Annotated in this window: 21 protein-coding genes and 1 pseudogene; 8 read left to right on the top strand and 14 right to left on the bottom strand. The window is 68.4% G+C overall.

The features are described 5' to 3' along the window. The 4 genes from M8859_RS28520 to M8859_RS28505 all read right to left on the bottom strand — a co-directional run bounded on the left by M8859_RS28520 (position 1) and on the right by M8859_RS28505 (position 5033). Positions 1 to 1230, bottom strand: a complete 1230-nt coding sequence (locus M8859_RS28520) for a cytochrome P450 (RefSeq protein ID WP_159930661.1) — start codon at positions 1228 to 1230, stop codon at positions 1 to 3. Positions 1231 to 1421: 191 nt separating this feature from the next. Beyond that, complete coding sequence (locus M8859_RS28515; protein WP_195070136.1) at positions 1422 to 2837, bottom strand: DUF1254 domain-containing protein; 1416 nt, start codon at positions 2835 to 2837, stop codon at positions 1422 to 1424. A 235-nt stretch (positions 2838 to 3072) separates the two neighbouring features. Then, positions 3073 to 4494 (bottom strand): DUF1254 domain-containing protein, encoded by a 1422-nt coding sequence (locus M8859_RS28510; protein WP_159930645.1) that lies wholly within the window; start codon positions 4492 to 4494, stop codon positions 3073 to 3075. A 245-nt stretch (positions 4495 to 4739) separates the two neighbouring features. Then, positions 4740 to 5033, bottom strand: coding sequence for a hypothetical protein (locus M8859_RS28505; protein ID WP_040865713.1), 294 nt, complete (start codon positions 5031 to 5033; stop codon positions 4740 to 4742). Positions 5034 to 5330: 297 nt separating this feature from the next. Between M8859_RS28505 and M8859_RS28500 the strand changes: the two genes are divergently transcribed. Beyond that, entirely contained in the window at positions 5331 to 5606 is a 276-nt protein-coding gene (locus M8859_RS28500; protein WP_039796837.1) for a hypothetical protein, read from the top strand. A gap of 124 nt (positions 5607 to 5730) precedes the next feature. Here M8859_RS28500 and M8859_RS28495 read toward each other — a convergent pair whose 3' ends face one another. Beyond that, entirely contained in the window at positions 5731 to 7026 is a 1296-nt protein-coding gene (locus tag M8859_RS28495) for a vWA domain-containing protein (protein WP_249645080.1), read from the bottom strand. A 119-nt stretch (positions 7027 to 7145) separates the two neighbouring features. After that, positions 7146 to 8624, bottom strand: coding sequence for an SDR family oxidoreductase (locus M8859_RS28490; RefSeq protein WP_249645079.1), 1479 nt, complete (start codon positions 8622 to 8624; stop codon positions 7146 to 7148). 144 nt (positions 8625 to 8768) lie between these two features. On the opposite strand from M8859_RS28490, the gene M8859_RS28485 reads away from it, so the two are divergent. From M8859_RS28485 to M8859_RS28465, 5 genes are all read left to right on the top strand, one after another. Further along, positions 8769 to 9914 (top strand): AI-2E family transporter, encoded by a 1146-nt coding sequence (locus tag M8859_RS28485; protein WP_249645078.1) that lies wholly within the window; start codon positions 8769 to 8771, stop codon positions 9912 to 9914. 90 nt (positions 9915 to 10004) lie between these two features. Beyond that, positions 10005 to 10520 (top strand): OsmC family protein, encoded by a 516-nt coding sequence (locus M8859_RS28480; protein ID WP_195140169.1) that lies wholly within the window; start codon positions 10005 to 10007, stop codon positions 10518 to 10520. 47 nt (positions 10521 to 10567) lie between these two features. After that, on the top strand, positions 10568 to 11866 hold the full coding sequence (locus M8859_RS28475) for a bifunctional o-acetylhomoserine/o-acetylserine sulfhydrylase (protein WP_249645077.1): 1299 nt from the start codon (positions 10568 to 10570) through the stop codon (positions 11864 to 11866). A 304-nt stretch (positions 11867 to 12170) separates the two neighbouring features. Beyond that, the gene (locus tag M8859_RS28470) at positions 12171 to 12989 is read left to right on the top strand and encodes a hypothetical protein (protein WP_195140170.1); all 819 of its coding nucleotides are present in this window, start codon (positions 12171 to 12173) and stop codon (positions 12987 to 12989) included. Between the two features lie 187 nt (positions 12990 to 13176). After that, the gene (locus M8859_RS28465) at positions 13177 to 13350 is read left to right on the top strand and encodes a CsbD family protein (protein WP_159930652.1); all 174 of its coding nucleotides are present in this window, start codon (positions 13177 to 13179) and stop codon (positions 13348 to 13350) included. A gap of 48 nt (positions 13351 to 13398) precedes the next feature. On the opposite strand, the gene M8859_RS28460 is transcribed toward M8859_RS28465, so the two are convergent. Then, positions 13399 to 15483 (bottom strand): MMPL family transporter, encoded by a 2085-nt coding sequence (locus M8859_RS28460; RefSeq protein WP_236565780.1) that lies wholly within the window; start codon positions 15481 to 15483, stop codon positions 13399 to 13401. Positions 15484 to 15570: 87 nt separating this feature from the next. On the opposite strand from M8859_RS28460, the gene M8859_RS28455 reads away from it, so the two are divergent. After that, positions 15571 to 16065: a MarR family winged helix-turn-helix transcriptional regulator gene (locus tag M8859_RS28455; RefSeq protein ID WP_236565781.1), complete on the top strand. Its 495-nt coding sequence runs from the start codon at positions 15571 to 15573 to the stop codon at positions 16063 to 16065. A 31-nt stretch (positions 16066 to 16096) separates the two neighbouring features. Here M8859_RS28455 and M8859_RS28450 read toward each other — a convergent pair whose 3' ends face one another. The 4 genes from M8859_RS28450 to M8859_RS28435 form a co-directional block, all read right to left on the bottom strand. Continuing rightward, positions 16097 to 16906, bottom strand: a complete 810-nt coding sequence (locus M8859_RS28450; protein WP_159930654.1) for an RNA polymerase sigma factor SigF — start codon at positions 16904 to 16906, stop codon at positions 16097 to 16099. Continuing rightward, positions 16899 to 17336 carry an ATP-binding protein gene (locus M8859_RS28445; RefSeq protein WP_159930655.1) on the bottom strand — a complete coding sequence of 146 codons (438 nt, stop codon included), beginning with the start codon at positions 17334 to 17336 and terminating at the stop codon, positions 16899 to 16901. The genes M8859_RS28450 and M8859_RS28445 overlap by 8 nt, the downstream gene beginning before the upstream one ends. 254 nt (positions 17337 to 17590) lie before the next feature. After that, a complete protein-coding gene (locus M8859_RS28440; protein WP_159930656.1) occupies positions 17591 to 18028 on the bottom strand; it encodes a hypothetical protein in 438 nt (145 codons plus the stop codon). 56 nt (positions 18029 to 18084) lie between these two features. Beyond that, positions 18085 to 18510, bottom strand: a complete 426-nt coding sequence (locus tag M8859_RS28435) for a VOC family protein (RefSeq protein WP_159930663.1) — start codon at positions 18508 to 18510, stop codon at positions 18085 to 18087. Between the two features lie 154 nt (positions 18511 to 18664). On the opposite strand from M8859_RS28435, the gene M8859_RS28430 reads away from it, so the two are divergent. Further along, positions 18665 to 19639 carry a GlxA family transcriptional regulator gene (locus tag M8859_RS28430; RefSeq protein WP_159930657.1) on the top strand — a complete coding sequence of 325 codons (975 nt, stop codon included), beginning with the start codon at positions 18665 to 18667 and terminating at the stop codon, positions 19637 to 19639. 16 nt (positions 19640 to 19655) lie between these two features. On the opposite strand, the gene M8859_RS28425 is transcribed toward M8859_RS28430, so the two are convergent. The 3 genes and pseudogenes from M8859_RS28425 to M8859_RS28415 all read right to left on the bottom strand — a co-directional run. Beyond that, on the bottom strand, positions 19656 to 20861 hold the full coding sequence (locus tag M8859_RS28425; protein WP_159931016.1) for a fatty acid desaturase family protein: 1206 nt from the start codon (positions 20859 to 20861) through the stop codon (positions 19656 to 19658). A 75-nt stretch (positions 20862 to 20936) separates the two neighbouring features. Beyond that, complete coding sequence (locus M8859_RS28420) at positions 20937 to 21110, bottom strand: hypothetical protein (protein ID WP_159931014.1); 174 nt, start codon at positions 21108 to 21110, stop codon at positions 20937 to 20939. Between the two features lie 148 nt (positions 21111 to 21258). After that, positions 21259 to 21413 (bottom strand): annotated as a pseudogene (locus M8859_RS28415) (TetR/AcrR family transcriptional regulator); the annotation flags it as partial.

Genomic DNA, 21413 nt, shown 5'->3' with positions numbered 1-21413 from the left:
TCAAGCGTATTCGACGTCCCAGCGCTTGATCCCGTTCAACCAGCCCGATCGCAACCGCACCGGATCGGACACCTGCCGCAGGCCGGGCATCGCATCGGCGATGGCGTTGAACATCAGATCGATCTGCAGCCGGGCCAGGTTCGCGCCCACGCAGTAGTGCGTGCCGGTACCGCCGAATCCCACGTGCGGATTCGGATCGCGCAGCACGTCGAAGGTGAACGGATTCTCGAACGCCTCCTCGTCGAAATTGGCCGAGCTGTAGAACAATCCCAGCCGCTGGCCCTTCTTGATCTCTTGGCCGCCGAGCACGGTGTCCTGGGTCGCCGTGCGCTGGAAGGCGGTGACGGGGGTGGCCCACCGGACGATCTCGTCGGGCGCGGTGCGCGGACGCTGCTGCTTGTAGATCTCCCATTGCTCGGGGTTGTCCACGAACGCCTTCATGCCGTGGGTGATCGAATTACGCGTGGTCTCGTTGCCCGCCACCGACAGCAGGATGACGAAGAACGCGAACTCGTCCGAGCCCAGGTGTTCGCCGTCGATGTCGGCGTTGACCAGTTGGGTGACGATGTCCTCGGCCGGGCAGGCACGCCGCTGCTCGGCCATGTTCCAGGCGTAACCCATCACCTCCGCGGTGGCGGCTTGGTGATCGCCCTCGAATTCCGGGTCGTCGTAGGAGATCATCTGGTTGGACCAGTCGAAGATCTTCTTCCGGTCCTCCTGCGGGATGCCCAGCAATTCGGCGATGGCTTGCAACGGCAGTTCACAGGCGACCTGCTCGACGAAATCGCCGCTACCGGCCTTCTTGGCCTCATGCACGATCCGAGCGGCGCGTTCGGAGAGCGCGGCGCGCAGGCTCTCCACCGCCCGCGGCGTGAACCCCTTGGAGATGATGCGGCGGGTCTTGGTGTGCTTGGGCGGGTCGAGGTTGAGCAACAGCATGTCGCCGAGCATGTCGATCTGCTCGCGCGTGGTCTCCTCGTTGAACCGGATGATCGCGGTGTTCTGATGCGAGGAGAACACCTCGGGATTCTTGGAGATCTCCTTGATGTGCGCGAGCTTGGAGACGACCCAGTACCCGCCGTCGTCGAAGCCGCTGGCCCGGTTGTGCTGAGCGCACCACCACACCGGGGCGGTGCGGCGCAGTTCGGCGAACTCCGCGATGGGCAGGCGGCTGGCGAGCAGGTCGGGGTCGGTGAAGTCGAATCCCGTCGGGATCGACGGCGTGGTCACGGTCACGGCTAACTCCTACGGTCCGGTCCTGGCGCAGACCTGGACGACGATGTGGGAACTCGGTCCAAGCAGATGCAACCACAGAACCAAGCTCCGTGAACAGTGTTTAGTAAAACCCGTTTACTTTTTGCGGCGACGGCCGCGCCACCGATTCGCGAACTCCCGCGCTCGACCTGGTCGCGAGGACCGGCTCACCGCAGCGCAATCAGCGGCGGTGGCTGCCAACGCCTCTGCAAGACCGCCGCTTTCGGCGCGAACAAGGCCAGGGTCACCGAAAACGGCTCCGATTCCGGGACGGGCAGCCAGTTGCCCTGGGGGACGCCCGGGCCGGGGTCGTCGTGCTGGAGCGTGAGGTCCAGGGAGCCATCCGGGTTGAGCACGACGGGTACATGATGGCCCACCGAGTAGATCTCGGCCGGGTTGGCCACCAGATAGTCCTCGGCGTCGTAGACGGCCAGCGACCAGAAGGCGTCGACCGGCGGCAACTCGCCCGACACGAAGTGCAGCCGGAAAGGGCCCGCGCCCGCGGGGACCGCCGTGAAGAAGTAGTGCGCGTCCTCCGGCAAGGGGATGCCGAGAGCGCCGAACGCCGTGACGGCACGCAACAGATAGTCGGTGCCGAACCGGCCCGCCCCGAGATCGGAGACCCAGCCGTTGTCGTTGCTCGTATTCGCTCCGATGGTCACCGGGAGTTGCTGCTCGACGGTCTCGGCCGCGGCGGTCAGTTCGGCCTCGGACACGCCTTCGACCGCACCGCCGGGCCGGATGCCGATCTCCGCGAAGCGCCGCATGGCGGGCGCATCCTCTGGCGCCGGCGGGTTGATCGACAAGAGCGCGCACATCCGATCGAAGAACTCCGGCGCGTCCATCTCCAGGACCTGGTCGACCGCGCGTTGCGCGTCCGTGTCCCCGCCCGGCGGAGCGGCGCGCGCGGGCGGCTCGGCGCCCGCGATCCACGCACTCAACGGAACCAGTTTCACCCTCTGCTGCAACGAGCGAACAACCGGCAGATCGTTCTCCCCGTCGACCTGGATCCGGACGATCAGCCACACCGTCGGCGTCGGCATCGGCAACGGCGTGAGACCCTCCGGCAGCGCGCCCGACCATCCCGGACCGGTCACCACGTAGGTGTGCGACGCGGCCGTGGGCTCGGTCCGCGGCCGGATGCTGCTCGGGGCGTGCACGTTGTTCGTCCAGGCATCCAGCACTTGCGCCAGCCAGAACCGGCTACCACCCATCGCGGGAACGCTCAGCACCATCGGCTCGGCCGTCACATCCAGCCAAGCGGTCGAGTGCAGTGTGTCGGGGTCCGGCCGCACCACCCTCCGTTGCGCCGCGGTGTACAACGCCGTGGCGTGGTCGAACCGGTTGGCGGGTGTGGTCGCCTCGGCGATCGACCGGGTCGAGTCCATCAGCACCAGCGGAAAGCCGAATACGTAGGCGTCCTTGGCGATCATGCCGCCCTCGCTGGTCATGGAGCGTTGGGTCGAGCCCTCCCCGTTCGATCCGGCGCACGCCGCCGCACCCAGCGCGGCCACCGACGTCGCCGCCAGGCCGAGCGCGGCGCGGCGCGACAGCGCGGAATCGCGGTAGGTCCACTCGCCCATGATCCTGTTCCGCCTCCGCTCGACCGGTGCCGCGCCGCAACCGTCCCGGATTATAACCGGCGAACACAGCGAAATTGCTGGTCAGCGCGTAGACGATACCGCGGTGGTGGGACGGTTCACCCGCCGAGCAGGGCCGAAGGACGCACCTTCCACTCGATGCCGGTTGCCCACGGCTTTCGGCGGGCCGTGAGCAGCCGCGCGTGGTTCACCGACCGGATCAGGGCATGGACCCGGATCAGAACACCGGCAGCAGCGGCGGTGGACGCCACCGTCCCTGGATCGCCTCCGCCTTGGGCGCGTACATGCGCAGGGTCAGCGAGAACTGACCGGATTCCGGGATGGGTAACCAGTTCCCGGCGGGCACACCCGGCCCCGGGTCGCTGTACTGCAACGCGATATCGGAGGACCCGTCGGGATTGAGCACCACCGGCGCCGGGTGGCCCACCGCGTAGATCCCGGCCGGATTGGGCACCAGGTAGCTGTCGGCGCCATAGGCGGTCAACGACCAGAAGTCGTCGACGGGCGGCAGTTGGCCGGGCGCGAAATGCAGCCGGAATCGGCCCGCGCCGCCGCCCGCGTCGGTCGACGCGAACAGCGTCGGATAGAAGGCGTTCTCGGCCAGACTGGCGCCGAGCGCGATCTGCGCGATGGCGGCGCGCAGCATGTAGTCGGTGCCGAAGCGCCCGACGAGGGGATCGATGAGCCAACCGTTCTCGTTGACCGTGCGGGCGCCCAGATACACCGGAATCTGCTGTTTGGCGGTGTCGATCGCGGCCGAGAGATCGCCTTCCGACAGACCCTCGACCGCGCCGCCGGGCCGGATACCGATCTCCGCGAAGCGCCGCATGGCGGGGGCGTCCTCGGGAGCGGGCGGGTTGATCGACAACAGCGCGCACATCCGATCGAAGAACACTCCCGCGTCCATCTCCGCGACCCATTCGGGCGGCGGCTGTACACTCGCCTGCCGCGGCGGAGCGGCGGGAGCCGGCGGCTCGCCGCCCGCGATCCACGCACTCAACGGAACCAGCCGCAATTCCTGCTGCAACGAGCGGACAACCGGCAGATCGTTCTCCCCGTCGACCTGGATCCGGACGATCAGCCACACCGTCGGCGTCGGCATCGGCAACGGCGTAAGACCGCCCGGCAACGTGCCCGACCATCCCGGACCGGTCACCACATAGGAATACGGTGCAGTGGCCGATCTCGCCTGCGGCCGCGCCTGGCTCGGATTGTGCACGTTGTTCGTCCAGGCATCCAGCACTTGCACGAGCCAGAACCGGCCACTGTCCATCGCGGGAACGCTCAGCACCATCGGCTCGGCCGTCACATCCAGCCAAGCGGTCGAACGCAGCGAATCCCGGTCCAGTCGCACGACGTCGCGTTGTGCCGGGCTGGGCAACGCCGTCGCGTGCTGGAACCGGTTGGCGGGCGTGGCCCCCTCCGCCGCCTCGCGCGTGACGTCCATCAGGACGAGCGGATACCCGAAGACGTAGGCGTCCTTGGCGATCGTGGCGGCGTCCTCAGGGACGAAGCCCGGGGCGCGGTCTTCGTCGTCACCCCCACACGCCGCCAACCCGGCCGCGACCACCGATGCCGCCGCGATACCGAGCGCCGTGCGCCGCGAGACCCCGGACTCGCCGCCGGTCCTGTCGTCCATGATCCTGCTCCGTCTCCGATCGTGTCGGGCACCGCGAGATCCGCACCGGAGTATAGCCGCCCCGAGCAACGGAAATAGCAGGTCAACGCGGTGATCGCAGGAAAAGGGGGAACCGTATGACGGACGCGAAACATCCGGCGGCACCCTCGGCGGTCGCGACCGGCGCCTCGCGGCGACCCGTTCTCGGCACGCTCGTCGTCACCGACGAGGATGTGCCGGGCGGGATCGCCGCGTCGCGCCCGCGGTCAGAACTCCAGAACGGTGTTCATGATGGTGCCCGCGCTGGTGGCGACCACTCCGCCGAGCATCGCACCCGCGATCATCTTCGGCGACTGCAAGCCGCCGCCGCTCCACTTCTCCCAGGCGAATCTGCCGCCCGCGTAGATGATGCTGACGATGCCGGACGCCAGCGCGAACCAGGTGAGATACCGGACGAACTGTAAGAGCTTGTCCGCCAAGGGCGGCGCCTCCGGGGTCGGATTGCCGATCTGCGCCAACGTCGTGAACGAATCGCCGACCGACGCCAGAATGATGCTCACCGTCTACTCCCTCTACGCTCGAATACAACCCTGCCGCCGACCAGTCGCTATGCGAAAGCCGTTCGACTACCGATGAATTCGGCCACGAACCAGGATACGGGCACAGACCGCGCTGCGGTGTGCGCACTGCGCGCAACGTTCCCGACCAGCCGCGAGACAGGCAGACCCGGCCAGGCTACCGGGAAACGCGAACTTTCCTGCGCTGCACGGACCCGACTGCATCGCGGCGAGCGAACGGATACGATCTTCTCAGCGAATCACCTGCCCCTGTCCCGAATCCAGAATGAGCGAACGACGATGATCCTGGCCGCCGCTTACGACACCTTGGCGCAGATCGGCAATCCCACTCCAGAAGCACCGCCGATCTCCGACAAGTTCCTCCAACTGGTCCGTTACCTGACGTGGTTCGTGCTCCTGTCGGGCATCTGCGGCATCATCTACGCCGGTGGCCGCTTCGCCTGGGAGAAGTGGACCGGCGGCGGGCTCGAATCACCGAAGATGGTGGCGGGAGCCATGATCGGCGGGGTGATCGCCACCAGCGCGGGCACCATCATGAACGCCGTCATCGGCTGATCCGAGGCGCACCGAAACTCCACACCGCCATAGCTTCTCGCTATATCAGGCGGGTAATGTCGAGTGGGCAGGGCAGCTTTGCGCTGTTCGACGCGTTGATGCCGCTGCGCGGTCACCGCGTGGGTCAGCGCAGGATGCCCGCGGTTCGCGCCGCGCGCAGCCAGTCCGGGAACTCGCCGAGCAATCGCGCGTAGAGCTGCGTGTCGTCGACCTGATCGATGTCGTCGAGGGCGAAGAACCCCGCGTTGTCGACCGCCCGGTCCGACAGCTCGTCCAGGGTGCGCAGCAGGCCGTAGTTGGCGCGGCCGAGGCCGACGAACTGCCAGAAGGCGGGCCGCAGCGAAGCTTCGCGCATGAGCGCCGCGATCTCGCGCTTCTTGGCGAAGCCCCCGTCGGTGAAGAACAACACGAGTGTGGGGCGATCGCCTCGGCGCAGCGAGTCGATGATGTCGCGCATGATCGGCAGTTCGTCGTTGCGGCCGCCGAGCCGGTCGTAGTCGATGCCCCCGTGGGTTCCGGTGAGATGCAGGTAGGTCCGCGCCCACTCGTCACCGTGCTCGACGGCGATATCGGGCAACTTGGCGAAGGAGACCGCGTAGAGATACGCCTCCAGCGTGCCGTCGTCGTCGAGCTGGGTGGCCACCGGAATCATCCGCTGCACGACACGATGTACGACCTGGTCGCGGTACTGCCGAGTCATGCTGCCGGTTTTGTCGATGACGAGCACGACGCGGGCGCGGATTCCGAAAGCGTTCTTGTCGATGAGAACTTTCGCGACTTCACGTTTACGCAGGTCCAGCGTCGCGCGCTTGTCGAAGGAAAGCCGGGCCTCGCCGGGAACGGTGAAGACGTCGGTCGGCGGCGTGGTCCAGGTGGTCGCGGGCGCGGTAGAGCTCGAGGATGCGGTGCCTCCTTGGGCTGGTTCGTCGTCCACGCTCACGCCGTGATCGGTGACGAGCGCGGCGAACCCGCCCGCATAACCTTGTCCGACCGCGCGCACCTTCCACGAGTCCTGGCGGCGGTACAGCTCCAGCGCGATCACCACGGATTCACTGCCCAAACCCTCGATGCGGTACTCGTACAGCACGGTCCCCGCCGCGTCGGCGACCGTGGCGATCGGCGGCGGGAACCCGCCGAAGGACTCCGCCGGATCGTCGAGGGTGAGCACCGCACGCAGCTGCGCGACGTCCGGGGGCAGTTCGCCGAGCGAAACCGACAGCGCGGCAGGCGTTCCGCGCCTCAGCGACACGCCCGGCGCGCTCGGTTGATTGAAGAACACGAAGTCCGCGTCCGATCGCACGCGCCCCGCTTCGGTCACCAGCAGCGCCGATACGTCGACCGCGGCCTCGGTCCGCACCGACACCAGCACGCGGGCCACGTCCAATGCCCCGTTCTGACCTTTGACCAATGCCGCGCCCACCGAGACTCCCAGCCGTCATCACTCCGAAATCGCCACCGGAATCAGGGTAGGTGCACGCTGGGGAGAATGCGGACCTTCGCGCCGCATCGAGACCGCCTCGCCCTCCGACGAACTCGCGGTCATCCCGTGCGCGACGATTCCGCGGCGCCGGTGATATTGCGCGCCATCCCACCGAAGATGACCGCGTGGAACGGCGCGATGGACTTCCAGTACAGATGCCCGGCCAGCCCGCGCGGTTCGAACAGGGCACGCTGGCGGTAGGTGGCGCCCGGACCGTCCGGCTCGACCGAGAGCTCCAGCCAGGCCCGGCCCGGCACCCGCATCTCGGCGCGCAGCCGCAGCAACCGAGGTCGCTCGAGCCGCTCCACCCGCCACCAATCCAGCGCCTCGCCCTCGTGCAGCCGGTGTGGATCGCGACGGCCGCGCCCGAGACCGACGCCGCCCGCGAGCCGGTCCATCCAGCCGCGCAGCGACCAGGCCAGCGGGAAGGAATACCAGCCGTGTTCGCCCCCGATCGCCTCGATCACCCGCCACAGCGTCGCCGGGTCGGCGTCGGTGTGCCGTTCGCGCACATCCCGGTACAGCGAGCCACCCGACCATTCGGGGTCGGTAGGCAGCGGATCCGAGGGCTCGCCCGGCGGATCGGCATCCGACCACCTGGTCGGCACATCCAGGTCGCGAATCTTCTCCAACGCCAACGTCACCGCCCGCCGGTAACCGGTCGGTCCGCCCGGCGGGTCCGGGATGAGTTCGGCGATCGCGTGGTCGCGGCAGACCACGTCGTTGATCAGCGACTCCATCAGCGGCACGGCGATGGCGCGTGGCACCGGGGTCACCAGATTCACCCACTGCGCCGACAACCACGGCGTCAGTACCGGCACCGGCACGATCAGCCGTCGCGGCAGCTGCGCCACTTCGGCGTAGTCGCGCATCATCCGTACATAGGTCAGCACGTCGGGACCGCCGATGTCGAACGCGCCGCCGGCGCCTTCGGGCAGCGTCGCCGCCTCGGCCAGGTAGTAGAGCACGTCACGCACCGCGATCGGCTGGATCCTGTTGCGTACCCAACGCGGTGTGACCATCATCGGCAAACGCTCGGTCAGGTAGCGCAGCATCTCGAAACTGGCCGAGCCGGAACCGATGATCACCGCGGCGCGCAGCACCAAGGCGGGCACCGAGCCCGCCAGCAGGATCTCGCCGACCTCGGATCGGGAGGCCAAGTGGCGCGACAGCCGCTGCTCGTCCGGGACGATGCCGCCCAGGTAGACGATCCTGGTCAGCCCCGCGTGCGCCGCCTCGGCCGCGACCAGCGTGGCGGCCTCCCGGTCCACCGTGTCGAAGTCGGCGCGCGTCAGCGAATGGACCAGGTAGTACAGCACGTCCTGTCCGGAAAGCGCGGCGCGCACATCGGCGGCGGACGTCACGTCACCGGCCAGCACCTCGATGCGATCGCGCCAGGGAGCATCGGCGAGCTTGCCCGGTGTGCGCGCCAGCACCCGAACCGTATGACCGGCGCGCAGCAGCTCCGGCACCAGCCGTCCGCCGATGTAGCCTGTCGCACCAAACACCACACACCGCACGACAACCACCCTTCCCATGACCTGTTCAGGTGATGACCAGCGGCTGCCGGGTCAAACCGCGTCCCGCTTCCGCGCCGCACGCGTGCCCGACGGGGCCGCAACCGGTATGGAGGGCGGGCTCGAGCCCTGCTCGATCCGGTGACCTCGTGCCAGACTGGGCCGGTGAGCGAACGTAGCAAAGGCCACGGACCGGACAAGCCCACCTTGCGGGATCGCGGTGACGTCATCGGGGTGGGCCTGCTGTGGCTGGCCAAGTGGGCGCTGTGCATCGTCGCCATCGCGGCGGGCGCGTGGGTGCTGGGATTCCTGGTGGCCCGGCTGTGGGTGGTGATCTTGCCGGTGGCGCTGGCGATCGTGGTCGCCACAGTGCTGTGGCCGCCGGTCCGCTGGCTCACCGCACACGGTTTGCCGCCCGCCGCGGCCGCCTCGATCGGGGTGATCGGTTTGATCGGTGTGCTGGCCGGCGTCATCGCGCTGATCGTGCCGTCGGTCGTGGACCAGGCGCCGGAGCTGGCCGACAAGTCGAGCGCGGGCGTCGAGCAGGTGCGCGACTGGTTACAAGGTCCACCGCTGAGAATCCGTGACGAACAACTGGATTCGGCTGTGGACGCGATCGTCTCCCGGCTGCAGTCGAGTTCTGAGCAGATCGCCAGCGGCGTGTTCAGTGGTGTGTCCACCGCGACGTCGGTGCTGATCACCCTGTTCCTGGTGCTCGTGCTGACCTTCTTCTTCGTCAAGGACGGACCGCGCTTCCTGCCCTGGGTGCACAGCGTTTCCGGAAGCCGCAGCGGCAAGCACCTGGAGGAGGTGCTCAGTCGGGTCTGGGCCGTGCTCGGCGGATTCATCCGCACCCAGGCGCTGGTCAGCCTGATCGACGCGGTGCTCATCGGCGCGGGCCTGGTCATCCTCGGGGTGCCGCTGGCGCTGGTCCTCGCGGTGGTCACCTTCCTCGGCGGATTCGTCCCCATGGTCGGCGCGTTCGTCGCGGGTGCGCTCGCGGTGCTGGTGGCGTTGGTGGGCAACGGCTTCGTGACCGCGCTGATCGTGCTCGGCATCGTCATCGCCGTGCAACAACTGGAGGGCAATGTGCTGCAACCGGTTTTGCAGAGCCGCACTATGCAGTTGCACGCGGTCATCGTGCTGCTGGCGGTCACCGCGGGCGGCTCGCTGTACGGGATCGTCGGCGCGTTCCTGGCCGTTCCCGTCGTCGCGATGGCCGCGGTCGTCCTGCGCTACGTCGGCGAGCAGATCGACGCGGCCACCGTGACACCGCCGGAACCGGAGACCGAGGCCGAGCCCGCGGAGTGACGGCGGTGCACGAGAGCCGCGCGCCATCGTTGCACTCAGTCCGAATGTAACTATCGCCGTCGCCCGCCGCGGTTCCTAGCGTCAGTGGACATGACAACTGATGTGAGCACCCCGCTCAACGACATCGCCGACGCGACGGCCAGGGCCGTCGCGGATGACCCGGCGAACGCTCTGGTGGTGTTCCGTGCCTCCGGGGTCCCGGAGGGTACGGTGGGCAGCGCGATCACTCTCGGCAAGCACACCGTTCGCGTGGACGAGCCGCCCGCGCTCGGCGGCGCGGACACCGCGCCCAACCCGGTCGAGGTGTACCTGGCGTCTCTCATCGCGTGTCAAGTGGTGACCTACCGGTTCTGGGCCCAGCGCCTCGGCATCACGATCGATGAACTCGCCGTCAGCGCCGAAGGCGATCTCGACGTGCGCGGGTTCTTCGGCTTGGACGAGGCCGTCCGCGCCGGGTTCCAAGCGGTGCGGGTGACCGTGCGCGTCAGCGGCCCCGACACCGAGCAGCGTTATGCCGAACTCCAGCAGACCGTCGACGCGCACTGCCCGGTGCTCGATCTCACCACCGGACGCACCGCGGTCGACACCACCCTGATCACCGATTAGCCGCCGTACCGACCCGATCGATTCCCGAACAACAGGAGGACCTCCCGATGACCGAACGCGACCTGTCCCAGAACTGGAGCTTCGAGACCAAGCAGATCCACGTCGGACAGATTCCGGACGGCACGACCAACGCCCGCGCGCTCCCGATCTACCAGACCACCTCCTACACCTTCCGCGACACCGCGCACGCGGCGGCGCTGTTCGGTCTGGCGGAGCCGGGCAACATCTACACCCGGATCATGAACCCCACCCAGGACGCGGTGGAGCAGCGCGTCGCGGCACTCGAAGGCGGCGTCGCCGCCCTGCTGCTGGCCTCCGGGCAGGCCGCGGAGACCTTCGCGATCCTCAACATCGCCGGAGCGGGCGACCACATCGTCTCCAGCCCCCGGCTCTACGGCGGCACCTACAACCTCTTCCACTACTCGCTGCCCAAACTCGGCATCGAGGTCTCCTTCGTGGATGACCCCGACGACCTCGAGCAGTGGCGGGCCGCCATCCGTCCGAACACCAAGGCGCTCTACGGCGAGACGATCTCCAACCCGCAGAACCACATCCTCGACATCCCCGGTATCGCGCAGGTCGCCCACGACAGCGGCGTGCCGCTGATCGTGGACAACACCGTCGCCACGCCGTACCTGATCCAGCCGCTGGCTCACGGCGCCGACATCGTCGTACACTCGGCCACCAAGTACCTCGGCGGACACGGCGCGGCCATCGCGGGCGTGATCGTCGACGGCGGCAAGTTCGACTGGACCGGTGGCCGGTTCCCCGGCTTCACCGAACCCGACCCGAGCTACCACGGTGTGGTGTACGCCGATCTCGGCGCGCCCGCCTACGCGCTCAAGGCGCGCGTGCAACTGCTGCGCGACCTCGGCTCGGCGGTCTCGCCGTTCAACGCGTTCCTGATCAGCCAGGGCCTGGAGACGCTGAGCCTGCGGATCGAGCGGCATGTGCAGAACGCGCAGGCGGTGGCCGAATTCCTCGACACCCGTTCCGAAGTCACCTCGGTGTCCTACGCGGGCCTGCCGTCGTCGCCGTGGTACGAGCGGGGCCGCAGCCTCGCGCCCAAGGGCGCGGGCGCGGTGATCGGCTTCGAGCTGGCCGGCGGCGTCGACGCGGGCAAGCGGTTCGTCGAGGCGCTGCGACTGCACAGCCACGTCGCCAATATCGGCGACGTGCGCTCGCTGGTGATCCACCCGGCTTCCACCACCCACTCGCAGCTGACGCCGGAAGAGCAGCTGGCCGCGGGCGTGACGCCCGGCCTGGTCCGGCTCGCGGTCGGCATCGAGGGTATCGATGACATCCTCGCCGACCTGCGCGCGGGATTCGACGCCGTGAATTCTTGAGGTTCGGTGCCCCGGGCGATCGACCCGGGGCATTCACCTCTGACACCATGGGGCGCCGAGCGCCGACAGCGGGGCTGAAACCCGTTTCACGCGTCTTTTTCGAGATTTACGTCGACAAAACAAATAACAAAGCGGGTACACCACGGCGGCCCCCGCTTTCGCATCGCCCTCTGACGATTCCACCGCCCGCGCGTATGGGCTGTGGAAACCGAAACGAGATCAAATCTTCGCGCATCCGTAAGACGTTCGGAACCGAATCAGAAAGGTAGGTATATGTCTTCTTCAGAATGAGGTGGATGAGTTCATGGACGTAGAGACACCCGAAACTCCGGCACACCCGTTCTTTCGCCGCGCCGCCACCCTGGTCGTGGCGAGCGCCATCCCGCTGTCGGTGATGGGGGCCGCGACCGCCACCGCCGAGCCGCTGGTGCCGGAGATCTCCATCCGGATTCCGTTCGCCCCGGTGCCCGCCGTCGGCGTCCTCGCCCCGGCGGCCGATCCCGTGGATCCCGCAGCGGTTCCGCCGGAGGCCGCGCCTCCCATGCCCCCGGTGTCCGCGGGCCGCAATGACCTGAGCACCACTCGTCCGATGCCGGACCCGAACGTGCTCGCGCCCATCCTCCCGCACCGGCTGCACCTGCCCAACCCGGCCGCACCGGCTCCCGCGGTCGCGCCGATCGAGGCGCCTCCCGGGACGCTGCGCGTGGGATCGGTGGTGATCGGCCGGCCGGACTTCCTGACTCCTGAGCAGGGCAAGATCTTCAACGACGCGATCGCGGGGCCGGAAGCGAGCATCGCCCAGACCTTGGATTCGGCCGGGTTCGAGCCGTCGCGCTCCGACCGCATCGCCGCCGACATCCTCGGTTCCACCGCCGTCGGCGCCTCGGTGGGCAGCATGGTGGCCGCGCCGGTCGCCTCCATCGGAGCCGTCATCGGCGCCATCTGCGGCGCCATCGCAGGCATCCCGATGTTCCCGACCGGGACGGTGGCCGTCATGGCCTTCGGCGCCGCGATCGGCTACGGGTTCGTCGCGTCCCCGGCCATCGCTCTGGGCGCGGCCCTCGGCGCGGGCGCCGGAGTCGCCCAGGGACTTCTCACCCCGCCCACGGTTCCGGCCTCGTAATCCGTCTCTCCGGCTCCGGACAGGAGCAGCGCGCCGACCTGGTCGGACACCTCCCGAGAAGACCCGGTTCGCGCCGGGTCTTCTGCTGTGCGGCAGGGAACCGATGTTTGGCCGCGCTGGATAGGGCTATGGCGAAGAAGACCGGCTGAAGATGGCCGGCCGGTCTCTTCACAAAGGAGGTTGTGACATGGGCACAGTCGACAAAGCGAAGAACAAGGCCGAGAAAGTCGCAGGCCAGGCCAAGGAGAAGCTCGGCGAGGCGACGGGCGACCGTGGGAAGCGGGACGAAGGCCGCACCGACAAGACCAAGTCGGATCTGAAGGACGCCGGGGAAAAGGTCAAGGACGCCTTCCGGCGCTGACCTCGCACTCTCTCTCGCCTGAACAGAGCGGATGGCCGCCCGACGCGGTCATCCGCTCTCCTGTCCGCCGACCGGCCGCTCCTCCTCGACGAGGCGCAGTTCGCTCGGCCACCAGATCTTGCGCCCGATCAGGCTGAACAGCGCCGGAATCACCACCGTGCGCACGACGAACGTGTCGAGCAGGATACCGAGGCCGACCACGATGCCGACCTGGGTGAGGGTGATCAGCGGCAGCACGCCGAGCACACAGAACACCGCGGCCAGCACGATGCCCGCGCTGGTGATCACCGCGCCGGTCACCGCCACCGCCCGCACCATGCCGCGTGTGGTGCCGTGTCGCGGTGTCTCCTCCCGTGCCCGGGTGACGAGGAAGATCGTGTAGTCGACGCCGAGCGCGACCAGGAACAGGAACGCGAACAGCGGCACACTGATGTCCAGCGCCGGGAATCCGAACACGTGCTCGCTCATCCAGCTGCCCAGGCCGAGCGCGGCCAGCGCGCTCAACACCGTGACCGCGACCAGCAGCACCGCCGCGGGCACCGCGCGCAGCAGCACCAGCAGCACCACGAGCACGACGACGAGGATGAGCGGGATGATCACCTCACGGTCCCGGCTCGCGGCGTCCTGCACGTCCAGCGCTTGCGCATCGGTGCCGCCGACCAGCGCGTCGGCTCCGGGAGCCCGCGCGAGCGACGCGCGTAGCGCCTCGATCGTGTCGAAGGCACGTGCGGACGACGGTGGCGCGTCGATCACCACGGACCACCGCGTCAGCCCGGTCGGGGAAGTACCCGACTGCCACGTCAGCACCACGCCCTCGGTGCGGCGGAACGCCTCCTCCACCGCGGGCGACGCCTCGCTGCGCGCGAGCACGATCGCGGGATCGGAAGAACCGGACGGGAAGTGCTGCGCGAGGGCGTCGAATCCCTCCACCGACTCCGCGCGGACCCGGAATTGTTCGGTCTGCGAGAGCCCCACCTGCGCCGTCAGCAACCCGGTCGCGCAGACCGCGAGCACCGCGATCGCACTCCCGGCGACCAGCGCGGGCCTGCGCACCACGCGCGCGGCGATGGCGTGCCAGATTCCCTCGTCGGCCGTGTCCCGGTCGTCGGCCCGCGGCACGAAGGGCCAGAACACGTTGCGCCCGCACAGCGCGAGCGCGGCAGGCAGCGCGAGCAGGACGAACACCACGGCCACCAGCAACCCGAGCGCGGCCATCACACCCAGACTGCGGGTACTGGGCACCGAAGCCAGCAGCAGCACGAGCAGTGCGGCGACCACCGTCACGTTGCTCGCCAGGATCGCGGGCCCGGCGCGCCGCACCGCCTGCCGCAACGCCGCGCGATGGTCGGACTCCCGGTGCAGTTCGTCGCGATAGCGCGACACCAGCAACAGCGCGTAGTTGGTGCCCGCACCGAACACCAGCACGCTGGTGACGCCGGACGTCGAGCCGTCGAAGGTCAGCGGCGTCAAACGGGCCAGGGCGGTTCCGGCACTGGTGGCCACCCGGTCGGCCACGCCGACCACCGTCAGCGGCACCAGCCACAGCACCGGGGAGCGATACGTCGCGATCAGCAACACCGCGACGACCACCGCGGTCACCGCCAGCAGGGTGACGTTGGCTCCGGAGAACGAGTCCGCGATGTCGGCTCCGAACGCCGGACCACCCGTCACCTGCAGGATCAACCCGGCGGGCAAGCCGTCCCGCGCCGCCGCACGGATCTCCCCGACGCGGTCGGTCAGCGCGAATCCGTTGAGGTCGGCGCTCACGGGCACCTGTCCGATCGCCGCCTTCCGATCCGGCGCGGCGAGCAGCTCGCCCGGGCCGGGCGCGCGTCCCGACGCGCGGGTCACCGCCGCTGCGGTGGCGTCGCGGTCGTCTTCGGTCAGCTCGGCGCCGTCGGCACGGGTGACCACGATGATCGCGGCGGTCGTCCCCGCGTCCGGGAACTCTTCCAGCGCCTGCTCGACCCGGGCGGACTCCGCCGTCGACGGCAGCGCGGTGGGAGCCTGCCCGGCGGCCTCGTTCTCCCCGACCGCACCGATCAGGCCTATCGAGGCCGCGGCGAGCACGAGAAGCAGTACCCACGATGTCCGGGCGGTCACCACCGACGCATAGCGATCCCAAGCGCTCACGCGGCCAACTCTCTCAGAAACTGAAATATTAAGCAATCGAGACACCGGCTGAACTACGCTGACCCCCGTGTGGAAAGGGATGCGCCGTTGACCGGAGAGCCAAACACGGGCGGGACGGACCGTGACGAACTGGAAACCGACATCGCCGCCGACATCCGCGCCCTCAGCGCGATCTCCGAACAGATCGGGCAGGTTTTCGCACGGTCCAACCAGCTGCGGACCAATGACTTTCGCGCGCTGATGCACGTCGCGACCGCCGAACTCGAGGGCGCGCCGCTGACCGCGGGCGGCTTGGGCAAGTTGATGGGAATCTCCTCATCCGCGGTGACCTATCTGGTCGAGCGCATGATCGACTCCGGTCACCTGCGCCGCGCCGCCGACCCGACCGATCGCAGGCGGGTCATCCTGCACTACGACGAGCACGGCATGGACGTGGCCCGCGGCTTCTTCACACCGCTCGGACGGCAGACCCGCGCCGCGATGGCCGAACTGCCCGACGCCGACCTACGCGCGGCGCACCGCGTGCTGGTCGCCGTCGTCCGGGCGATGCGCGAATATCACGACGACCTGACCGGCGAGTGAAAGCAGCACCGGCAGGTCCGAGTTCGGTGTGTCAGTCCCGGAGAGCCTGTTCGCGCAGCGACTTCAAGGTCTTCGACAGAATGCGTGAGACCTGCATCTGCGAACAGCCGATCCGCTGGGCGATCTGCTCCTGGGACATCGAATCGAAGAAGCGCATCACCAGAACCTGCTTCTCCCGCTCGGGCAACGCCGCCAGCAGCGGCTTCACCGCCAAGTAGTTCTCCACGGTGCCGAAGTCCGGATCCTCGGCGCCGAGCGAGTCCAGCAGGGAGGGACCGCCGGACTCCGCGTCGTCGGTGTCGGAGGCGGCGTCGATCGAGGAGGTCTGATAGGCGTTGCGCGCGATGAGCGCCTGGGTGACCTCGTTCAGGTCCGCGCCCAGTTCCTCGGCGATCTCCCTGGCCCGGGGCATCCGGCCCAGCCGCTGCGACAGGACCTCCACCGTGGGACCGATGGTGGACTGGATCTCCTTGAGCCGCCGCGGGACCCGCACCGACCAGGCGTAGTCGCGGAAATGCCTGCGTACTTCGCCCATGATCGTCGGCACCGCGAACGACAGGAACGTCGCGCCGTGTCCGGGATCGAAGCGGTCGACGGCGGCGAGCATGCCCACCCGCGCGATCTGCAGTAGGTCCTCGAAACTCTCGCCGCGCCCGCTGAACTTGCGCGCGATGTGCTCGGCCAGGGGCAGGCAGCGCTCGATCACCTCGGCGCGCAGGGCTTCCCGGCGCGGGTCGTCCGGCGCCAGTGCGGCCAATTCGGCGAAGAGTGGCTCGATATTGTCGTAGCTGTCGCCCCGCGATTTGCGTTTGGGAGTGAACTGATTCGAATCGCTACCCATTATTCGAGCCGCCGCGCACCCAACGGAAGTCGACGACAGTCGGGTAGCCGCCCGCGGCGGGATCGTGTTCGCCTCGCCACGACGAGACCGAGTCCGTCAACGTCGCCACGATGTGCCAGCCGAAGCCGGACTCGTCCGGACTCGCGTCCGACACCGTGACGGTGGAGACACGCACGTCCACCGCGTCGTCCTCGAAGCCGAACGCACACTCGAGCTCCGCGCCGTCCACCGCGTCCAGCACCAGCGCGCTGGCCACCTCGTCGAGCGCCAGCCGGATGTCGGTCACCTCATCGATACCGAAATCGGCCATGAGTGTGACGGTCTCGGCCAAGGCACGCAGCATCGCCAGCTGCTCGGACACCGCGGGCACCCGCACGCTGATCGTGCCGGTCCGCGTCGTAGCGGGAGGAGTCCCCTCACCCTTGCTCATGCACCGCTCCCAGAAGTCGCGCCGTCCGTCGGAGCGCTCAGCCTACGCCCTCTCGTCGACTCGCCTTCGAACGGCCACGGCACAGTGCGCGCGTCTCGGCCCGCAGCGGGGGTCGTGCAGCGACTCCGGCGTGAGCGCGCTCACGAAACACAACGGGCGCACGCCCAGGATCATCAGCGCATTCCTCGGGCCGCCTCTTCGGCGTCCAGGCCCGGACGCGGCGGTATGGCCGGTCCTCGATCGGCGCCTCCGGATCACCGAGTCGCCGATGATGCCGGAGATGTCCGTGTCGAGGGGAGGCGACGACGGCCGTCCCCGACCGCGCCCGCCAGATCGGCATAGGCGATCTCCCATTCCGCCAGCCGGGTCCACGCGGCGTGCACGCGCTCGCCGGCCGGGTCGTCGTGCATCAGCAGGTGGAACGCCTGCTCGGCTACCGCGGCCATCCGGTCGATCATCTCGCCCAAGCTCGAATCGTGCAGGCGCGCACCCGGCGCGGCGCACGGGAGGTGCAGCGTCGCCCACGTGTTGATCCGGTCCACCAACTCCGCACGGCGCTCCTCGATCTCGACTCGGCGTCCCACCTCCCGGCGACGTCCGTGCAGTTCGGTCAGCTCGCGCGCCCACCGGCTCACCGGGCCCTCCACGTGGTGGCCGCCGAGGGCGCACAGCAGAGTGCTCGGACTCGGCAACGCCGAGCCCTTCCGGATCGGCCACGGCCGCGCCGGCGCCACAGCACGTGCTGGATTCACAGTGGCGCAGTGAGTTCGAGGTGGATGCCGTCGGGATCGGAGAACGACAGGATCGCGATCCCGAAATCAGCCATTTCGGTGATCTCGCCGTGTTCGATGCCCGCTTCCGACAGGCGCGCGGCCGCGGCCACCAGATCGGCCCGCGCCGGGACGGAGAAGCTGAGATGGTCCAAACCCACCCGTTCGGAATCGAATCGATCCGTCGCGGCCGCCACCGGGCGCAGGCCGAGCAACATGCCGTTGGCCTGGAACACCACCCCGCCGAAAAGCCGCATCGGATCGGCGCGCACCGCCGGATCGTCCGGGCTGCCAGGCGATTCGGCGGCGACCGGGAACCCGAGCACGTCCCGATAGAAGGCGCGGGACCGGGCGATGTCCGTCACGGTCAACCGGATGTGGTGGGTCCCGGTCGTTTCGATCATGGTCACGCGAACTCCTCAAGTGACGAGGTACGGCAGGCTGTATCGACTCCGAGGGACCGCGCTTGCGGGACGGGGAGCCGTCTGGCGATGACAGTAGGTCAGAATTCCACCGGAACCGAGTGTCGTGAACGACATCTTCGGTACTGTTTCCGACATGGACGTCGCGGTCTTCGTGGTGGACGGTGTGGCCGATTTCGGATACGCCGCCTTGCTGGAGACCTTCAACACCGCCAACGCCGTGCGGACCGAACTTCCCGACCCGCCGCAGCCGTGGCGGGTGCGCAGCGTGTCGTTCGGCGCCAGCGTGCGGTCGGGCAACGGCAACACCGTGCCGACGATCCCCCTCGACGAGTTCGGCGACGCATTCGAGCTGATGATCGTGCCCGCGGTGAACGTCCTGGAGGCCACCGCGCTGATCGACCTCATCTCCGCACCGGCCAGCCGCCCGGTGCTCGACCGGCTGATCGCGGCGCGCGAGCGGGGGGCTCATCTCGCCGGCGCCTGTACCGGAACGTTCTTCCTGGCAGAAGCGGGCGTACTGGACGGCTCACCCGCCACAACGAGCTGGTGGCTCGGTCCCAGCTTCCGGCGCCGCTATCCGCGGGTAGAGCTCGACGAGGGCCGCACGCTGTGCCGCGGCCACGGCGTCACCACCGCGGGCGCGGCGCTGTCGCACATGGACCTGGCCCTGTCGCTGATCGCCACCAAGAGCCCGGCGCTGGCCGAGCGCGCGATGCGCTACCTCGCGGTCGGCGCGGGACGACCGCAGCGGGAGTTCATCGTTCCCGAGGTAATCGCACGCGGTGATTCGGTCACCGCCGCCTTCGAACGCTGGGTGCGCGAGCACCTGGGCGACAATTTCCGGATCGCCCAGGCCGCCCGCGCGATCGGTGTCACCGAACGCAGCCTGCAGCGGGCAACGCATGCCGAACTCGGCATGTCCCCCACCGAATTCGTGCACGACATCCGCCTGGAACGCGCCGTGCATCTGCTGCGCACCACGTCGCTCACGGTGGACGCGGTGGCGGCCAAGGTGGGCTACCTCAATGCCGGAACGCTTCGCGGCCTGTTCCGCCGCCGACGGGGCATGTCGATCTCCGAGATCCGCGTGGCGCGCGTTTCCTATTGAGGTCCAGCGCCGGACCCTAGGAGCGGAACCGGCTGGTGAGCAGTAAGGCGGTACGCAGGCCACGCCGGGGAAACGCGTCGGCTCCGGTCGCAGGGCGGGCGCCGAACTTTCGTTCCGAGGCGGTCTCCGGCGCGTCGTCGGAGGTCGCGGTCAGCAAGCTGTCCGGGAGAGCCAGCTTGTGGATGGTGCGCAGCGTCAGCAGGTACTGCCGCAGCAGGGGTCCGGTGGTGTAGGGCAGGTCGTACTTGTCGCATATGGCGCGCACGCGCACAGCTATCTCGGCGTACCGGTTGCTGGGCAGGTCCGGAAACAAATGGTGCTCGATCTGGTGGCACAGATTCCCGCTCATGAACGCCAGGACCGGTCCGGCATCGAAGTTCGCGCTGCCGAGCATCTGCCGCAGATACCACTGCGCCTTCGTCTCGTTCTCCACCGCGGCGGTGGTGAATTTCTCCGCGCCGTCCGGGAAATGACCGCAGAAGATCACCAGGTACGCCCAGAGATTCCGCAGCACATTGGCGGCGGTGTTCGCGGCGAGCGTGCGACGCCAGCGCCGCCCGCTCAGCGCGGGAAACAGCACGTAGTCCTTGGCGACCTGCCGCGCGACCTTCCGGATCAGCGCTCTGGTCTGTGCGGCCTTCTCCGCCGGGACAGGCGTGCGGTCGCGCTCGGAGTACAGGTCGTGCAGGGCGATGCCCCATTCGAACGTCATCGCCAGGAACAGGTTCTGCAACGGCTGCAGCAGCAAGCGCGGCCGCCACCCCTGATCGCGGGTCACCCGCATCACGCCGAAGCCGATATCGTCATCGATGCCGATGACATTGGTGTACACGTGATGGCGGTAGTTGTGCGAATAGCGCCATTGCGATGACAGACCCGCCATATCCCATTCCCATGTCGTGGAATGAATTTCCGGGTCGTTCATCCAATCCCATTGGCCGTGGCACACGTTGTGGCCGATTTCCATGTTCTCGATGCTTTTCGCCGCCGCCAGCGCCGTCGTCCCCACTATCCAGCCGGGTTTCGCGGGGGCGCAGGCGATCACGAGCCGTGACGTGGCTTCCAGTATTCGCTGGAAAGCGATGGTGCGGCGGATGTAAGCGGCATCCCGAGCGCCGCGTCGATCCAAGATGTCGCGGCGAATCGCGTCGAATTCCCGCCCCATCGCTTCGACATCCGCATCGCTCAAATGCGCGTAGGCCGCGACCTGCGTGATTGCCATTGGTGATTCTCCTCGAGTCTCTTGGGATCACTTGCCGCGACGAAGAGCCGGTCTCTGGGATGATCGAGGTCGGAGTCAGCGGGTGAACGCCTGCTTCACCTTGCGCCCGGCCAGTGCGATGGCGCCGCCGGGACGCCTGCCGCCGACGTCCGTCCTACGACGGCTGTCTTCGTCCGTCTTGGCCAGCAACGTCCGTAGAGACGCCCTGCTCGCCTGGACTTGGTGCGCGATTTTGTCCCTGATGGTCATCGAAAAGTTCCCGTCTCCCGGTCGCGCGGGCTCGGCACGGACTCTTCGATCGGCCGACAGCGGATGCATGAACCGGTTGTACCCAGTCTAGGGCCGTCCACAACGTACGTCTACACCGTAGACGTACGTTGATGACAGCACGGTGTCGTCACCCTCGACCGGGCTGGAGCAGCGCTGCGGTGAGGCCGGTGAGCAGGATGTCGAGGCCGCGTTCGAGTTCGGCTTCGCCGTCGTAGGCGGCCAGGACGGGTGCGAGTGCGCGCAGCAGGGGGAATTCCGCGATGGGTAGGCGGTGCAGGCCGA

This window comes from Nocardia sputi (genome assembly GCF_023501985.1).
The sequence above is the reverse complement of the archived record's forward strand: the minus strand, read 5'-3'. Positions and strand labels throughout refer to the sequence as shown.